Annotated in this window: 9 protein-coding genes and 1 tRNA gene; 2 read left to right on the top strand and 8 right to left on the bottom strand. The window is 63.8% G+C overall.

What is annotated here, in order from left to right; translation table 11 throughout:
* Positions 1–53: 53 nt before the first annotated feature.
* Positions 54–230: a hypothetical protein gene (locus tag JG746_RS30750; protein WP_199650340.1), complete on the bottom strand. Its 177-nt coding sequence runs from the start codon at positions 228–230 to the stop codon at positions 54–56.
* A 162-nt stretch (positions 231–392) separates the two neighbouring features.
* Between JG746_RS30750 and JG746_RS30745 the strand changes: the two genes are divergently transcribed.
* Positions 393–467: transfer RNA gene (locus tag JG746_RS30745), tRNA-Thr, on the top strand.
* A gap of 43 nt (positions 468–510) precedes the next feature.
* Here the strand turns inward: JG746_RS30745 and JG746_RS30740 are convergent.
* The 5 genes from JG746_RS30740 to JG746_RS30720 form a co-directional block, all read right to left on the bottom strand.
* Positions 511–1263 carry a GGDEF domain-containing protein gene (locus JG746_RS30740; protein ID WP_244730564.1) on the bottom strand — a complete coding sequence of 251 codons (753 nt, stop codon included), beginning with the start codon at positions 1261–1263 and terminating at the stop codon, positions 511–513.
* Between the two features lie 163 nt (positions 1264–1426).
* The gene (locus JG746_RS30735) at positions 1427–2137 is read right to left on the bottom strand and encodes a thermonuclease family protein (RefSeq protein ID WP_244730562.1); all 711 of its coding nucleotides are present in this window, start codon (positions 2135–2137) and stop codon (positions 1427–1429) included.
* Between the two features lie 18 nt (positions 2138–2155).
* Positions 2156–3355: an ABC transporter substrate-binding protein gene (locus JG746_RS30730; RefSeq protein WP_202356152.1), complete on the bottom strand. Its 1200-nt coding sequence runs from the start codon at positions 3353–3355 to the stop codon at positions 2156–2158.
* 324 nt (positions 3356–3679) lie between these two features.
* Positions 3680–4048, bottom strand: coding sequence for a hypothetical protein (locus JG746_RS30725; protein ID WP_202356151.1), 369 nt, complete (start codon positions 4046–4048; stop codon positions 3680–3682).
* A gap of 26 nt (positions 4049–4074) precedes the next feature.
* Positions 4075–14415, bottom strand: coding sequence for a VCBS domain-containing protein (locus JG746_RS30720; RefSeq protein WP_202356150.1), 10341 nt, complete (start codon positions 14413–14415; stop codon positions 4075–4077).
* 322 nt (positions 14416–14737) lie between these two features.
* Here JG746_RS30720 and JG746_RS30715 point away from each other — a divergent pair, with 322 nt between their 5' ends.
* Positions 14738–15682: a transglutaminase-like cysteine peptidase gene (locus JG746_RS30715; RefSeq protein WP_202356149.1), complete on the top strand. Its 945-nt coding sequence runs from the start codon at positions 14738–14740 to the stop codon at positions 15680–15682.
* Positions 15683–15765: 83 nt separating this feature from the next.
* Here JG746_RS30715 and JG746_RS30710 read toward each other — a convergent pair whose 3' ends face one another.
* Together JG746_RS30710 and JG746_RS30705 are read right to left on the bottom strand one after the other, a co-directional pair.
* The gene (locus tag JG746_RS30710) at positions 15766–16407 is read right to left on the bottom strand and encodes a ribbon-helix-helix domain-containing protein (protein WP_202356148.1); all 642 of its coding nucleotides are present in this window, start codon (positions 16405–16407) and stop codon (positions 15766–15768) included.
* Positions 16397–17686: an HlyD family type I secretion periplasmic adaptor subunit gene (locus JG746_RS30705; RefSeq protein ID WP_202356147.1), complete on the bottom strand. Its 1290-nt coding sequence runs from the start codon at positions 17684–17686 to the stop codon at positions 16397–16399. The genes JG746_RS30710 and JG746_RS30705 overlap by 11 nt, the downstream gene beginning before the upstream one ends.
* Positions 17687–17699 lie beyond the last annotated feature (13 nt).

Genomic DNA, 17699 nt, shown 5'->3' with positions numbered 1-17699 from the left:
TGGTTCAAGAAATAGGATTTCCAAGCATCCGGGCCAAGAGTGGCTGATTTGAGTTAATCTTTCCGTATTTCCTTGGCTGAACCGAGCCCGTCCGGCCTCTGGTCGGCCTCACCCGTGCGGCGCGAGCGCGACTGCGCCTTGCGCTTCTGCAGATTGGCGCGCAACTGCTCGGCGAGCCGGTCCTTGCGGTCCGTGCCGCCTTTTTTCGGTGAAATCGTCTTGTCGCTCATCGTCCTATCCCGGCCGGCGACCGGCCAAACCTGCCGTTCAGGGATAGCCAACATTGTGGCGCCGCCATGTCATGGAAAGCTATCCGGCAAAGCCTTTCACAGAAGCGTTGTTCTTGGCCTTGCGCTTGCCGGTTCGATATGGCAGAAGCCCCGCCATCAGCGGCTGCGGTAGCTCAGTGGTAGAGCACTCCCTTGGTAAGGGAGAGGTCGAGAGTTCAATCCTCTCTCGCAGCACCAGATTTCCTGATTCCCCGAACTGGCCTGCTTTGGCGCCCGGCTGTCAGCTGTGGAGATGCGTCAGTTCGAAGGCGGCTTCGTCCTGCGCGTCGGACAGGTGTTCTTCGGCGGAGCGGAACATGTCCGAGAATTCCATCTCGTTCTCCAGCATCACGCCGCCGACCTTGATGGTGAGGACATCCTCGGTGCCTTTTGGCGCGAAGTAGACTTGCGCGATGCGCGTGCGGATGCGCTCGCCGATCTCCTTGGCCTCCGCTTCGGTCGCGCCCGAGAGGAAAACCCCGAACATCGAGGCCCCGATGCGCCCGATCAGGTCCTCCTCGCGCACCGACGATTGTATGGTCGAGACGATGAGCCGCAAGGCCTCGTCGCCCCATTCAAGGCCAAAGCGCATGTTGATGGACCGAAGGTGTTGCGGATGAATGATCAGGAAGGCGCCCGAGCGCGGTCCTGGCCCCGGCCGCCTGGCTGCCCGCCGTTCGACCATCGACGTGAAGACCGGCCCGTTCAGGCAGCCCGTCAGCCTGTCATACGTTCCGGACTTGTTGAGTTCCTGGCGGTAGCGGTGGATTTCGACGCGGTTCCAGCCGATCAGCGCGAACAGCGGCAGGCCGATGATCACCGGCAGCAGTCCCGCGGTGATCATGCTGCGGGCGAACGGCGTCAGCGCGTCGCTGAACAGCAGCAGGTAGTTGAGGCCGAGGGAAAGGCCGAGGCTCCCGGCGGTCCCCAGCAATGTCAGCCATGCGACCTGCTTCCAGGGCTGGGCAGTGGTGGTCGCCATTGGTCGGGTCATTGGCAATCTCCTGTCAGGTCGGCTTGTATAAGGCCTGCCTGCCGTAATTTCGGTTTCGCCGAACCGTACAATTTTATGGAAAATGCCGGATGGCGTCTTCGTCATGCCCTGGACGAAGCCCGTTTGCGGAAACCCTGCCTTTTGGCGGTCATCTGCGGCCTGCCTACTGCGGCGGCCCGAAGATACCCATCCCGGCATTCCTGGCAACTGCTTCCGCCTTGCCGTAGACGCCGCCCGGCAGCGCCATCGCCCAGCCATTGGCGACGAGCCAGGCGCCGACATCCTGTTTGCCCAGCCGGCATGGGGCGGCGATGGCAAAACGCTCGGTTTCCGGCGGCAGGAAGCAGTTCAGCGCGCGCCCCCGCAGCCAGGCATTGAAGGCCGCGCGGGCGCGCTGGCCGCAGGGCCAGACCTCGTCGCGGAACGAACAGGTCTGGGCCGCGCCGATGTCCTGAGCCCCGCTGATGACCACCTTCCATCCCATCGATTCGAAAATCGCCGACGACGTTGCGATCGGGCGGTAGAGCAGGGTTTCGCGCCAGTCTTGCGGCATTGGTGTCTTGGGGCGGACGGCGAGGCCGAGGTTTCCGAGCGGCGGGCGGGCTTCGACCCGCTCGATTTCCGTCACGTCAACCGGCGGCGGAGCGATAAGGCTCTCGGCAATCCGCCGCGCCGGTTCCCGCAATTGTCCGCCAGCCGCGGCCGCCGGGGTGGCTTGCTCGCCGGCTATTTCCGGGGATGGCGCGCGGGCGGGCCGCTCGAGAGAAAGCCAGGCTCCCGCCTGCAGGATCAAGGCAATTCCGAGCACGAGCTCGAGGCCCCCGATCGCGAGGCGGGCATGCCAGCCCATCAAGCCGGCGCGGCGTTCGCGCAAGGTCCTGCCGGCGGCCGGTCAGAAACCCGACGTCGATTTGGCAAACAGTTTGAGCGCACCCTTTTCTATCCGATAGAATGGCATCGACCTTTGACTGGATCCGTCAGCCCGAAACCGGAACAAACCCGTCGATCCGCGAAACCCGTTCGGATTTTCGAGGGTCTGTTTGCTGAAGCCGTCGGGTCCGACCGCGCTGGCAATCCCTGCCGTCAGGGCAACCATATCATAGGCATAGGCCACATTGACGTCGGCAGGGTAGTTGTATGTCGTCCTGAAGCGGTCGGCGATCGGTCCGGTTTCGCTTTGATCGAGCGTGGCGATGTATGCCCCCTCGAACAATGGATCCATCGGGCGCTCCAGCCAACGGTCGGTTCCGACGACTGAAACCGCCTTCCCCGGAATGCCCTTTGATTTGAGGGCGGCAAGCACGGGCGCGGGGCTGGAGTCGCCGCTGGCGACAATGACCGCGTCGGGAGCGTCGACGAGCGAGCCCATCTGGTCGACCGCCCTGGCGCCACCGTCGCCGGCCGAATAGGGCAGGGTGACCGCGAGCGTCGCGCCATAGATGCTGAGGCCGTTCGCCACCCGCTTCTCCACGGCGCTGGCGTTCGAGCCTTCCGCCACAAGCAAGACGAACTTCTTGCGACCTTTCGCGGCGAGCCCCGCAGCGCCCGCCGCGGCGCTGTCGGCTTCGCTGAGGCGCACGGCATAAACCCCGGCGCTACCGGCGAAATTGTCGGCAAGCGCCAGAACCGGTGGCCGTTTCGAGCCGGACAGCGTGGCGATATGCTGGGCCGCCGACAGTTCGGTCGGACCGATGACGACCTTGGATCCCGTCGTGATGGCCTGCACGGCCAGTTTGCCGGCCTGAGCGCTGTCGCCTTTCGTGTCCTCTATCGTCAGCGTCAGCAATCCATTGCCGATATCCGCCATCGCCAGCTTGGCGCCGTCGAGCATCTTCCGGCCGGTTTCCCCTGACGTCCCGGAGGCGGACAGTGGCAGCAGCATCGTGACTTTGGCCGAACCGGTGCCGAGCGACTGGCTCGCCTGAGCCGGACCGGCGTTGGCGGCGCCATTCTGCCCTGCGGGCGCGGCGACCGCCGCGGGATCGAGCACTTCGGAAACGCCGCCCTTCGACTGGCATCCCGACAACGGCATGGCGAGCGCCAGGGCGACTGCCCAGATCTGCGGACTGCGGCCCTGCCGGACAGCTTCCATGATTGCTCCACCCCGTCTGCCGCCGGATATTTCCCGGTCTGGTCCTCAATTCATGTTACGGCGGAGTTGGCGCGCCGTCTTGCTGTTCTTTAGCCTCGAAAGCCGGGAGCAGGCGCCTTGACGCGCCTGGCGGTGCGATAGTTGGCAGCATGTCATGTCGTGGCCCGGGCGTGAACACGCGGTGCCGGCAATCGGAAGGCCCAGCCAGTTGGCGCCAGCCCGCGCGGCGGACAGATCAAGACTGGGCAGAGCGATCGTTGCGGCGATCGCCCATGAAATTGATCCGTCTGGTGTCATGATGGCCAACAGGCGTGGCCCATCCGGTCAGTGCATGTACTCGACCATGCGGTCGTGGAAACACTCGCATTTGTTGAGCGTGTCTTCGTCCTTGTAGTTCGTCTTCAGATAGCCATAGGCCATGCCGCAGGCGACCTTGGCTTCCGAAGCCCAGACGAAGGCGGGCCGGGATGAATTGATCCATTCCGAACTGTTGGCGACGGCAACGGATTCGTCCATCAGCTTCACCACCTGCTGCTTGAGATCGACGATGTCGTCGTTCAGCACCAGGTTGGACGTGCCCACGACGCGGCAATAGTCGCCCGTCGGACCTTCGATGATGTCGGCGGCTTCAAGCCCCGTCGCAACAATCGACAGCAGCCCGGCCCCGAAAGCCACACGCAAAACTCTGTTCATGCTCGTCACCTCGTCCCTTTCGCCCCTTAGGCCACGTCCGTCTTGGTGCCGTGGCTGTCATCGTAAAGTATTTTCACCGCTTCGGCAGCGCTGTGGAACGTATAGTTCTCCAGCACGGCGACCGTATGGTAGTTGTCGCCACCGCCATTTGTGTCGACCTTGACTTCGGCATTCGCCGCATTGGCGGAAGACTGCGAGATCTCCACAAAGCCGCCGGCTTCGAGATCGGTGACGCCGGCCAGGCCTTTCAGCAGCGCGGAGAGATCGATCTTGTCGCCATTGGCGCCGTCGTGGAAGTCGGCGATCAGATCGGCGACTTCGAGCGAGCCGATGGCGAATGTCCTGGTACCATCGGAGGCCACCGACGGCTGCGCCGGGGCAACCAGCGATGTATCGAGTTCCACCTCCACGTAGTTGCCGGTCGTGCCGTCGGCCATCTGGAAGGTGCCGTTGCCGGTCACGGCCTGCCCGTCGATTTCGCCGACAGCCGGGTGCGCTGCCGTGCTGATGGAGGCAACCCCGTTGTCGGCAAGGCTCGACAGTTCTCCGGCGTCGCTGGTGCCATTGGCATTGCCGTCCTTCCAGATCAGCAGGCTGCTGTACGCCGCGTCGTTGTGATCGATGACGCCGTCATGGTTGCTGTCGAGCGAAGCCAGTGCGGCCGCCCCGCTGGCGAAATGCCCGCCACCGAAGTTCGGCGTGAACAGTTCGGTGCCGTCGTCGATCTTGCCGTCATGGTTGAGATCGACCGCCAGCATGCCGTCCTTCGACGTGTTCCAGGCCAGTTGCTCCTTGGTGCCGTCGCCGTTCATGTCGAACTGAACGCCATGGCTGACATCGGAGAAGGTGAAGCCATTGTGGTTCAGATCGAGGATGACGGGATCGACAGATCCACCGATCAAGGTGTTGAGGTTCGCGACCGTGACCCCCTGAAGATCGACCAGCGCTCCCACGCCGGCATTGGTGGTTGTCTGGGTATAGACATAGGTGTGATTGACCCCGGAGATCGTTGCCGTGAATGCGAGCGTTGCGCCTGCATTGCCGATGTCGGTGCCCATGAGATACTGGACCGCCGCGGCCACGCCCGATGTCGTGGTGATCGCCAGGGGCGAGGTGCCGGCATCGGTGCCGAAGAAACTGGCGATGCCGTTCGTGACCGAATGGGACTCGACCGTGTCTCCACCGATTGTCAGGACGGAATCTCCCGCGCCGTCGACGAGGCCGGCAGTGGCGGCCACCAGCGTGCCGGGCAGGGTCAGTTTGTCGGTCCCGGCCACGAAGTCGGTGATGATGTCATAGCCGGAGATCGTGCCGGCATTGCCGGCTCCGCCTATGACTGGGGTCGATTCGCCGGTCCCGATGATGAAAATGTCGGCGCCGGCTCCGCCTGTCATCGTGTCTGTATGTGTGCTCGAGGCTATCACATCGTTGCCGGCCGTGCCCGTAAGGGTGAAGTTGCCCGATGAGTCCCCTGCCACCACGTGAACATTCAGAGACTGCGCGCCGGTGGTGTCTCCATCCTTGTCCGTGGCCGTAACCTGGAATTGCAGGTTCAGGTCTGACGGCAGGATGGTCTGCGTCACCGCCGCCGCGGTCAGTCGCATGGACTCGCCGGAGGTGGCTCCTGTGACGACAAGCTGGTTGAACGAGATCGTCGGGTCGATCAGCAGATGTGTTCCCGAGGCGTCGACGAAAGCCGTTCCAGATTGTGTGACGTTGTGCACCGTGTCGGTGGCCGTCCACGTGACCGCATCGCCTGCATTGGCCGAATTCACGGTGAAATTGACGGCGTCGACGAAGTTTGGATTGCTCGCGGGTGTGTTGTCGACACCCACTCCGGTTCCGGCGGTATGGAACTCCATGGTGAAGGTTTCACCACTGTTCAGGAAATTGTTGCCGACGCCGAAGCCTTGCGTGGACGAATTGACACTGCCCGGCGAAGAAAACTCGATGCTGCCGTCTGCCAATTCCGTCCAGTTGTTGTTGCCTGAGGCCAGGTTGGCCAGGCTTGAAGTGACCACGGTCGATGCCTGCGGCGTGACGAGATCGAACTGATACGTTCCGTCCGGCTTCACGGTGAGGGAGAAGACCTCCGTCACCCCCGACTTTCCGTGCAGGACCGTCGTGCCGTCGGCTGCGACTGTCGTGCTGTAAGTGATCCCCGTGATCGCAGGCCCCGTAATGCTGAAATGGTCGATACCGTCTGCGCCCGGGACCAGTGAGAACGGACCGGCGACGGATCCGATCTCGTTCGGGATCGTGGCAGCGGTGAAGGCCCCGAGCGTCGGAACGTCGTCGATGATGTTGACGGTGATGGAACCGGTGGCGGTGTTGCCGACGCTGTCGGTCACCGTGTAGGTGAAGTTCTCCAGGCCGGAAATGGTCTGGACGCCATTGTTCGCCGTCGCATTCAGATAGTTGCTCGTCAGCGTGTAGACATAGCTGCCATCGGTGTTGATGTGGATCGTGCCGTAGGTGCCGACGATGGTCTGGGCGGTATAGGTCAGCGCGCCGACGCCACCCGAGGCGTTGAGCTGGTTTGAGGCATCGGTCTCGGCGGTCGAACTGGGCAGCGAGCCGGTGACCGTGCCGTGCGCGAGGTCGGCACCCGATGTCGTGGTGTCGAGGGCGGCTTCGTTGACGGTCACGTCATTGTCGGCGGGAGCGACGAGGCCTGCGTCGGTGAGGTTGATGGTCAGCGTCGTCGTCGACAAGTCGCCGTCGCCGTCCTTGATGGTGTAGACGAACACGTCGGTGGTGTTGGCGGCGATGTTGTTGGCCGTCGATTGATAGGTGTAGGAGCCGTCGGCATTGAGGTGCAGCGTGCCGTGCAGGCCGGCAATGTCGGTGCCCGCGCCGGTCGTCACCGCCGTGGTGGTGTCACCGGCCGCGGCTCGTACGCCGACCACGCCGCCACTGGCGGCGAAACCATCGGCGCCGGCCACGTCATTGACCAGCACGCCGGCCGCGGCCGTCACGGTCAGCAGCGCGCCTTCGTTGACGTTGCCCGAATTGGCGTTTGCCGTGGGCACATCGTCGACGATGTTGACGGTGATGGTTCCGGTGCTGGTGTTGCCGTTGCCGTCGGTGACCTTGTAGGTAAAGTTCTCTGCGCTCTCGATGTTGGTGCCATTGTTGGCGTCTGGTGAGGTGTCGAACGGCTTGGTCAGCGTATAGACATAGGTGCCGTCGTCATTGACCTGGATGGTGCCGTAGGTACCAGCGGTTGCCGCGTTGCCGCCACTGACCAGCTGGTAGTGAAGCGTGCCGACGCCGCCCGAGGCGTTGAGCTGGTTGGTCGCGTCGGTCTCGGTGATCAGGGCCGGCAGCGAGCCGGTTACTGTACCGGCCGCCAGATCGGCACCAGCCTTTACCAGGTCCAGTGCGGCTTCATTGACCGTCACGTCGCTGTCGGCCGGTGCTGTGATGGTTACATCGGTCAGGTTGATGGTCAGTGTCGTCGTCGATAGGTCGCCGTCGCCGTCCTTGATGGTGTAGACGAACACGTCGGTGGTGTTGGCGGCGATGTTGTTGGCCGTCGACTGATAGGTGTAGGAGCCGTCGGCATTGAGGTGCAGCGTGCCGTGCAGGCCGGCAATGTCGGTGCCGACACCGCCCGATACGGCTGTTGTGGTGTTGCCGCCGGCGGCACGCACGCCGTCGATGGTGGCGCCGTCGGCGCCGGCCACGTCATTGATCAGCACGCCCGCCGCGGCCGCCACGGTCAAGAGCGCGCCTTCATTGACGTTGCCGGTGTCGGCATGGGCCGTCGGCACATCGTCGACGACATGCACGAGGAGAGTGTCGCTGGCGGTGGTGCCGCCGATGCCGTTGACGGTGAGCGCGACGCTGTCGTTGAAGCCGGAACCGTTGACGCTGTCGTTGCCGGTCGGCACCTTGCTGTCATTGTCGATGGTTGCGCTCAGCGTGTAGCTGTAGGCCACCGTGCCCGAATGGGCGTCGCCGGTGTAGCCGGTGAGCGTGAGCACGCCTTCGCCGGTGTTGACGGTCTGGGTGCCGTTGAAGCCCTGGATCTGGGCCATGCTGAAGGTGGTGCCACCGATGACGATGTCCTTGATGCCGTCGGTTGCCGAGATGGCGAAGGAGCCGGTGCTCGTCTCGCTGCTGGAGGCGGCGTCCGAACCGTTCGGGTTGAGGCCGGCCTCGAAGACCGTGTTGTCGGGGCCTTGAGCCTGTGCCGTCGTCACCGTCGCGGTGTCGTCGGTGCCGGTGATGGTGATGGTCAGCGTGGCCGGCGAGGTGTCGCCGTCGGCGTCCGTCATCGTGTAATGCAGGTCGTAGCTGAGATGGCTGGCCGAGGTCAGCGCCTGGGTTGCCGCCTTGGAGTTGTCGAGCACGTAGCTCCAGCTGCCGTTGGCGCCTTGCGTCAGCGTGCCATAGGTGTTGAGCGTGGCGATCGTCGCCGCGTCGCTTCCCGACCAGGCCACGAAGCCCTTGGGGGCATCGGCGCCGGAGGCGTCATTGGCAAGCACATCGCCCGAGACCGTGCTGACGCCGTCCTCGACGACCGCGTAGGGGCCGTCATCGTGGGCCGTCGGCACGTCGTCGACGACATGGACGATGAGATTGTCGCTGGCGGTGGTGCCGCCGACGCCGTTGACGGTGAGCGCGACGCTGTCGTTGAAGCCGGAACCGTTGACGCTGTCGTTGCCGGTCGGCACCTTGCTGTCATTGTCGATGGTTGCGCTCAGCGTGTAGCTGTAGGCCACCGTGCCCGAATGGGCGTCGCCGGTGTAGCCGGTGAGCGTGAGCACGCCTTCGCCGGTGTTGACGGTCTGGGTGCCGTTGAAGCCCTGGATCTGGGCCATGCTGAAGGTGGTGCCACCGATGACGATGTCCTTGATGCCGTCGGTTGCCGAGATGGCGAAGGAGCCGGTGCTCGTCTCGCTGCTGGAGGCGGCGTCCGAACCGTTCGGGTTGAGGCCGGCCTCGAAGACCGTGTTGTCGGGGCCTTGAGCCTGTGCCGTCGTCACCGTCGCGGTGTCGTCGGTGCCGGTGATGGTGATGGTCAGCGTGGCCGGCGAGGTGTCGCCGTCGGCGTCCGTCATCGTGTAATGCAGGTCGTAGCTGAGATGGCTGGCCGAGGTCAGCGCCTGGGTTGCCGCCTTGGAGTTGTCGAGCACGTAGCTCCAGCTGCCGTTGGCGCCTTGCGTCAGCGTGCCATAGGTGTTGAGCGTGGCGATCGTCGCCGCGTCGCTTCCCGACCAGGCCACGAAGCCCTTGGGGGCATCGGCGCCGGAGGCGTCATTGGCAAGCACATCGCCCGAGACCGTGCTGACGCCGTCCTCGACGACCGCGTAGGGGCCGTCATCGTGGGCCGTCGGCACGTCGTCGACGACATGGACGATGAGATTGTCGCTGGCGGTGGTGCCGCCGACGCCGTTGACGGTGAGCGCGACGCTGTCGTTGAAGCCGGAACCGTTGACGCTGTCGTTGCCGGTCGGCACCTTGCTGTCATTGTCGATGGTTGCGCTCAGCGTGTAGCTGTAGGCCACCGTGCCCGAATGGGCGTCGCCGGTGTAGCCGGTGAGCGTGAGCACGCCTTCGCCGGTGTTGACGGTCTGGGTGCCGTTGAAGCCCTGGATCTGGGCCATGCTGAAGGTGGTGCCACCGATGACGATGTCCTTGATGCCGTCGGTTGCCGAGATGGCGAAGGAGCCGGTGCTCGTCTCGCTGCTGGAGGCGGCGTCCGAACCGTTCGGGTTGAGGCCGGCCTCGAAGACCGTGTTGTCGGGGCCTTGAGCCTGTGCCGTCGTCACCGTCGCGGTGTCGTCGGTGCCGGTGATGGTGATGGTCAGCGTGGCCGGCGAGGTGTCGCCGTCGGCGTCCGTCATCGTGTAATGCAGGTCGTAGCTGAGATGGCTGGCCGAGGTCAGCGCCTGGGTTGCCGCCTTGGAGTTGTCGAGCACGTAGCTCCAGCTGCCGTTGGCGCCTTGCGTCAGCGTGCCATAGGTGTTGAGCGTGGCGATCGTCGCCGCGTCGCTTCCCGACCAGGCCACGAAGCCCTTGGGGGCATCGGCGCCGGAGGCGTCATTGGCAAGCACATCGCCCGAGACCGTGCTGACGCCGTCCTCGACGACCGCGTAGGGGCCGTCATCGTGGGCCGTCGGCACGTCGTCGACGACATGGACGATGAGATTGTCGCTGGCGGTGGTGCCGCCGACGCCGTTGACGGTGAGCGCGACGCTGTCGTTGAAGCCGGAACCGTTGACGCTGTCGTTGCCGGTCGGCACCTTGCTGTCATTGTCGATGGTTGCGCTCAGCGTGTAGCTGTAGGCCACCGTGCCCGAATGGGCGTCGCCGGTGTAGCCGGTGAGCGTGAGCACGCCTTCGCCGGTGTTGATGGTCTGGGTGCCGTTGAAGCCCTGGATCTCGGCCATGGTGTAGGTGGTGCCACCGATGACGATGTTCTGGATGCCGTCGGTCGCCGAGATGGCGAAGGAACCGGTGCTGGTCTCGCTGCTGGAGGCCGCGTCCGAACCGTTCGGGTTGAGGCCTGCCTCATAGACCGTGTTGTCCGGTCCCTGGGCGTGTGCCGTCGTCACGGTTGCGGTGTCGTCGGTGCCGGTGATGGTGATGGTCAGCGTTGCCGGCGAGGTGTCACCGTCGGCGTCCGTCATCGTGTAATGCAGGTCGTAGCTCAGATGGCTGCCCGAGGTCAGCGCCTGGGTTGCCGCCTTGGAGTTGTCGAGCACGTAGCTCCAGCTGCCGTTGGCGCCTTGCGTCAGCGAGCCGTAGGTGTTGAGCGTGGCGATCGTCGCCGCGTCGCTTCCCGACCAGGCCACGAAGCCCTTGGGGGCATCGGCGCCGGAGGCGTCATTGGCAAGCACATCGCCCGAGACCGTGCTGACGCCGTCCTCGACGACCGCGTAGGGGCCGTCATCGTGGGCCGTCGGCACGTCGTCGACGACATGGACGATGAGATTGTCGCTGGCGGTGGTGCCGCCGACGCCGTTGACGGTGAGCGCGACGCTGTCGTTGAAGCCGGAACCGTTGACGCTGTCGTTGCCGGTCGGCACCTTGCTGTCATTGTCGATGGTTGCGCTCAGCGTGTAGCTGTAGGCCACCGTGCCCGAATGGGCGTCGCCGGTGTAGCCGGTGAGCGTGAGCACGCCTTCGCCGGTGTTGATGGTCTGGGTGCCGTTGAAGCCCTGGATCTCGGCCATGGTGTAGGTGGTGCCACCGATGACGATGTTCTGGATGCCGTCGGTCGCCGAGATGGCGAAGGAACCGGTGCTGGTCTCGCTGCTGGAGGCCGCGTCCGAACCGTTCGGGTTGAGGCCTGCCTCATAGACCGTGTTGTCCGGTCCCTGGGCGTGTGCCGTCGTCACGGTTGCGGTGTCGTCGGTGCCGGTGATGGTGATGGTCAGCGTTGCCGGCGAGGTGTCACCGTCGGCGTCCGTCATCGTGTAATGCAGGTCGTAGCTCAGATGGCTGCCCGAGGTCAGCGCCTGGGTTGCCGCCTTGGAGTTGTCGAGCACGTAGCTCCAGCTGCCGTTGGCGCCTTGCGTCAGCGAGCCGTAGGTGTTGAGCGTGGCGATCGTCGCCGCGTCGCTTCCCGACCAGGCCACGAAGCCCTTGGGGGCATCGGCGCCGGAGGCGTCATTGGCAAGCACATCGCCCGAGACCGTGCTGACGCCGTCCTCGACGACCGCGTAGGGGCCGTCATCGTGGGCCGTCGGCACGTCGTCGACGACATGGACGATGAGATTGTCGCTGGCGGTGGTGCCGCCGACGCCGTTGACGGTGAGCGCGACGCTGTCGTTGAAGCCGGAACCGTTGACGCTGTCGTTGCCGGTCGGCACCTTGCTGTCATTGTCGATGGTTGCGCTCAGCGTGTAGCTGTAGGCCACCGTGCCCGAATGGGCGTCGCCGGTGTAGCCGGTGAGCGTGAGCACGCCTTCGCCGGTGTTGATGGTCTGGGTGCCGTTGAAGCCCTGGATCTCGGCCATGGTGTAGGTGGTGCCACCGATGACGATGTTCTGGATGCCGTCGGTCGCCGAGATGGCGAAGGAACCGGTGCTGGTCTCGCTGCTGGAGGCCGCGTCCGAACCGTTCGGGTTGAGGCCTGCCTCATAGACCGTGTTGTCCGGTCCCTGGGCGTGTGCCGTCGTCACGGTTGCGGTGTCGTCGGTGCCGGTGATGGTGATGGTCAGCGTTGCCGGCGAGGTGTCACCGTCGGCGTCCGTCATCGTGTAATGCAGGTCGTAGCTCAGATGGCTGCCCGAGGTCAGCGCCTGGGTTGCCGCCTTGGAGTTGTCGAGCACGTAGCTCCAGCTGCCGTTGGCGCCTTGCGTCAGCGAGCCGTAGGTGTTGAGCGTGGCGATCGTCGCCGCGTCGCTTCCCGACCAGGCCACGAAGCCCTTGGGGGCATCGGCGCCCGAGGCGTCATTGGCAAGCACATCGCCCGAGACCGTGCTGACGCCGTCCTCGACGACCGCGTAGGGGCCGTCATCGTGGGCCGTCGGCACATCGTCGACGACGTTGATCTGTACCGTTGCGCTCGCCTGGCTGCCATCCGTATCGGTGGCGACCACATTGATGCCGGTCAGGTTGATGACGTTCTGCCCACCCGCGTCAGGATGCGGGAAGTTGTCGAGCAGCGTCACATTGACGGTGGCGGACCCGTCTGTGCCCGCCAGGATCGGCAGCGACGACGCGACCAGGTCGATATGGATGGCATCGACGCCGTTGATCGAACCGGTGATCTGCGTCGGGCCAACCAGTGTCCAGACGATATCGGCGCCGGCAACTCCGTTGACATCAGCCGTGATGCCGGCAACCGACGTGAACGCGACCCCGGTAATATTGTCTGAACCGGCATGGAACGATACCGTTCCACTGCCGTCCTCGACATTGGTCGCGGCAGCGCTGCCGGTCGCATTGACGGTGCCGAGCCCTGCCTCGTCCACCGTGATGACCGCGTTGGTCAGCACCGATGGGTCAATCCCGTCGCTGATGGTGATCTTCAGCGTCGTCTGCGAGGTGTCGCCGTCGCCGTCCTTCAGCGTGTAGGTGAACGTGTCCGTCACCGGCGAAGCGTTGTTGATGTTGGCATTGGCAACGTAGCTGTAGGTCCCGTCCGGGCTCAGCGTCAGCGTGCCGTACTGGCCAACGACATGGAAATCGCCGCCCACCACCGTCGTTGCCCCGGCGCCCGTGACGCCACTCACCGAGGCGCCGTCGGCGCCCTTGGTGTCGGCGCCAGCCGGATTGCCGTCGCTGCCAAGCCCGGCAATCACGTTGCCGTTTACCGTGCCGCCTTCCGTGATGCTGTCCGTATCGGCAACCGCCGTCGGCACGTCGTCGACGATAGCGACGGCAAAGGTGGTGCTGGCCGAATCGCCGTCAACATCCGTAACCGTGACGCTGAAATTGTCGGGAACCGTGTCGTTGGGATCAAATCCGGTTGTCTGATCCGGATGAGTGACCGACTGGGTGACCGTATAATCGTAGTCGATGTGGCCGGTGTTGGGATCGAAGGAAAGGATCGTGATGTAGCCGAACTGCCCTGGAATCTGCTGGCCGGCGGCGGTGACGGCGACGCCGTTGATGACGATTGACCCGATTCCATCCGGCGCGTCGACAGTGATCGATCCGACGCCGGAGGTTTCCGCGTTGCTCGGCGCGTCGCTGCCCGGCGACTGCGACGGGCCGCCGTTGAGGCCGGTTTCACTGGCCGCCTGGTCCGGCGTGAGCAATGACGTGGCCACAACCGAAACCGGCCTGTCGATCAGGGACGGGAACAGTTCGCGATGTTCCGGCTGGCCGAACGCCAGATCCGTCGGCGGCAAAAGCGCCGACAGGCCGAACCCGTCGCCGATGCCGCCGGGGGGAACCGAGAAGTCTCCGCCGGCACTCGCGGGTGAACCGCCGGGGCCTGCCGAGATCGATCCATCGGCGCCAAAAGCGACATCGACATGGCTTGCTTCCAACGCCGCGATCAAGGCAACGCGCGGCACTTCGACATCGCCGATGATGAAGGTCGGCACGTTGAGGGCGCCATCCTTGATGACGATCACAGAACCGTCCGCCTGCTCGAGCACGAGGTTATGGCCGTCGACCTTGATGTTGTCGATCGAGACATTGGCGGGAAGTTTCACCACATTGCTGGCGTCGGCCACATATTCATGCGGTGCCGTTGCCGCCGGTGCCTTCGCCTCCGCGGGCGCTTCCGGTTTGACGGGCGTGCCGCTGCCGACATCGACGGGAACCGGTTCGGCGGCCGCCGGGGCCGGCTTTTGTGCAGAGGCCTCCGCGACCTGAATCTGCGCCTGCAGGCCGTTATGTTCAGAGTGCTCGTCCCATGAATGAGAGACGGTGTCCAAATCGTTACTGGTGGTCATAGCCAAACCCCTCCGGCATTTCCCGGAAAGAGACAGGGACCACTTCTACTTTGCAACCGTCCCGCAATCTGTTTCATATATTCTGATATGCGGGCTTCGGCATTTTTTATGCGTGGTAAACTCGAAACATATAACCCCATATACATTGGCCGGTCTGCGGTCCTTTTGGCGGCCCCAGGCTGTGATCGCTTGGTAAACAGAAGTATAAACTTGTATAAAATTTTACACAAAACAGACGGCATGAAGTACAGGAACCTTATCCACCTTCCTTTCCAATAATTTGAGACGAGATTGGTAGCGTCCACAGTCAAAGGTGGGCGTTATGACAAAAGAAAAATCTGCCCTGGGGGCAACCGGGCTCAAAGCGCTGCTGCTGGCAATCGGCATTATGGGCCTGCCGCAGCCATCGTCCGCGAGCACTTTCCCAACGGGCGCCGAGCGTGTCGATCCGCTGCTGGCGAAGGTCGAAACGCCTCCTGCCCTCGGTGGCATTTCGCTGTTGCGGCCGCGGCCCTGGCAGCCGGCCTCGGCCTACAGGATCGGCATGGTTCTCGACAGCTACGGTCCTGCTGCCGTCGATCAGGAAACCGGCTCTTCGATGGCGCAAGGCAATGCCGGGATCGATCCCGTCCAGACGGCGTCGATTATCCCCGGCGTGTTCGGATCGGTCGCGCTGTCCATGCACAATTTTCCGGTTTCCGCGCGTTGGGCGCCGGTTTACAAGGCGATCGTCGACTGTTCCGCGGGCACTGCGTGCGACGGCAAGAACAGCATCTTCACCGCGATCGTCAATGCCGCCAAGGACAAGCGGTTTGTCGACAAGCTGTCCTTCATCAACTCAAGTGTAAATCACGCGATCGCCTACAGGAAGGACAGCGTGGTTTACGGCAAGCTCGACTACTGGGCCAAGCCTTCCGAAATTCTCGAGCATCGGGCGGGCGACTGCGAGGATTTCGCCATTCTCAAGATGGCGGCGCTGCTGCGTGCCGGCATTCCGGCGCAGAGCATGTCGCTCGTCGTCCTGCAGGACCGCAAGCGCGGTTTCTTTCATGCCGTGTTGTCCGTCAGCACCGGCAGCGGTGTCTTCATTCTGGACAGCCTGAGCAACGTCGTCTCGCGCGACAGCGATCTTCCCGACTACGTGCCATTGTATTCGTTCAGCACCGACCGCGCGTGGATCCACGGCACCAGACCCGGTGCGGCCCAGGTCGCCGATATCAAGGGCGGACTTGCGACGGTCGCGCCCGGCGAGGGCCTGCAGCCATAGCATTCCCGAGACAGGCGAAGCGGCCGGTTCGGGACGCCTTCGCTCTCTTGTCGTCTCGCAGCGGTCGCTTTCGGGCGAATGAATCAGCCGCCGAAAACGAATGCCATCAGCAGCTCCGGCTCGAGCACCGGCGCCCGCACCGCGTTCAACTGCCCCCGGTAGCGGCGGTCGCCGGCGCCGATGACGAAACCGGTGGCGACCGGCGTTTCGCCATTGGCGTCGAGCCGCGCGAAAATGTCGGCGACATTGAGATCCAGGGCAAGCTTCAGGTCGTGGCGCGCATCTTCGCTTGGGGCGACCGGCAATTGCCGCCTGACCAGCTGTTGGAACGGCGCGTTGAAGGTCAGGATCCTTTTCGACGACGAGAGCGCAAAGGCCGGTGACGGACAGGCGACCAGAATGGCATTGATCGTCTTGATCGATGCAAGCCTTCGCAAGGTCTGGTTTTCGTCGGCCAGTCCGCGCATGCAGGCCACCCGGATTGCCGATGTCAGGTTTCCTGTGTGGGCGTGGCTTTCGGCGATCTCGTCGATCAGCATGCCGATCGTGCATTTGCGGCTTTCGGCCATCTGCTTCAGCGTGGTCCAGAACGCCCGCTCCAGACGAATGCCGCGTCGCGTGCCGCCACGCGCCACAACCCGGAATTCCAGCCCGAAATCCTCTGTCGCCATGGGTGGCAGCAGCCGCTCGCGATCGGCGGCGGGAGAGGTGACGCTATCGTTCACTCATTGCCTCCTCCCGTGCCTTGTTGATCGGCTTCAACAGATAGGTGAGGATGGTTTTGCGTCCGGTCTTGATGTCGACCGAACAGATCATGCCGGGGATGATCGAATAGGTCTTGCCGTCCCGTGTCAGCGTCGACCTCTCGGTTGCGACGCGTACCTGGTAGTAGGGCTCGCCCGTCTTCTGGTCGACCAGGCTGTCGGCGGTGATGTTGGAGACCTTGCCCTCGATGCCGCCGAAGATCGAGAAATCATAGGCGGTTATCTTGATCAGCGCGTCCTGGTCCGGCCGGATGAAGGCGACGTCGCGCGGTGAAACCCGCGCTTCGACCAGCAGCGTCTCGGATGTGGGCACGATGCCGGCCACGACCGCGCCTGGCTGCACGAAGGCGCCGACCGTGTTGATGTCGAGCGTGTTGACGATACCGTCGACAGGCGAACGGATGTCCGTGCGCGCCACCTTGTCGGTGGCGCCGCGTATGGTCTCATCGACCACCGAAAGATCGGCCAGTGCCTGCGTCAGGTCGCTCAGCGCTTCCTGTTGCAGCTGCAGGCCGAGCTCGTTGACTTGAAGCTGGGCTTCGGTGATGGCCCCCTTGGCTTTCTTGATGGTTTCGCCGGCGAGGTTCAACTGCCCATGCAGTTCGGTCTGCTCCCGCTCGACGCGGATCTGCTCGGTCCTGGCCATCAGCCCCTTCTTGACCATGGATTCGACCAGCGCCGTTTCCCGGTCGCTGACTTCGAGGTTTTTGGTGAGGCGATCGAGATTGGCGTTGGCTTCGTCCAGTTCGTTCAGGCGCTGATCGAGACGCGATTTGAGGACCGACAGCTTGACCTGGAAGTTGTCACGGCGCGCAACGAGCAGCTTCTGCTCGTTGTCGCAGATTTCCGGCGCAACCTTCTGGATTTCGGGCGGACAGGGAAATGGACCGTCGATATTGCCGGTCTGCTCGAATTTCAGCCGCGCAATGCGCGTCTCGAGGGCCCGTGCCTTGGCCTGCTGCTCGCCGAGGCTGGACGTGTTCATGGTGTTGTCGAGGCGGATGATGAGGTCGTTCTTCTTGACGATCTGCCCGATCTTCACGGCAATTTCCTGAACGACGCCCGGCTCGCTGGCCTGGATGATCTGGGTCTTGGAAGCCGGTATGACCTTGCCGTCGCCGCGCGCGATTTCGTCGACCTCGGCAAAGGACGCCCAGGCGACGGAAGACACAAAGAGTGCCCCTATGATGAACAAGGACGCCGACGCGAAAAGCGGCGGCCGGTCTTCCCTTGCAAGCATGTCCTACAACCCC

This window comes from Mesorhizobium sp. 113-3-3 (genome assembly GCF_016756495.1).
Classification (GTDB): domain Bacteria; phylum Pseudomonadota; class Alphaproteobacteria; order Rhizobiales; family Rhizobiaceae; genus Mesorhizobium.
The sequence above is the reverse complement of the archived record's forward strand: the minus strand, read 5'-3'. Positions and strand labels throughout refer to the sequence as shown.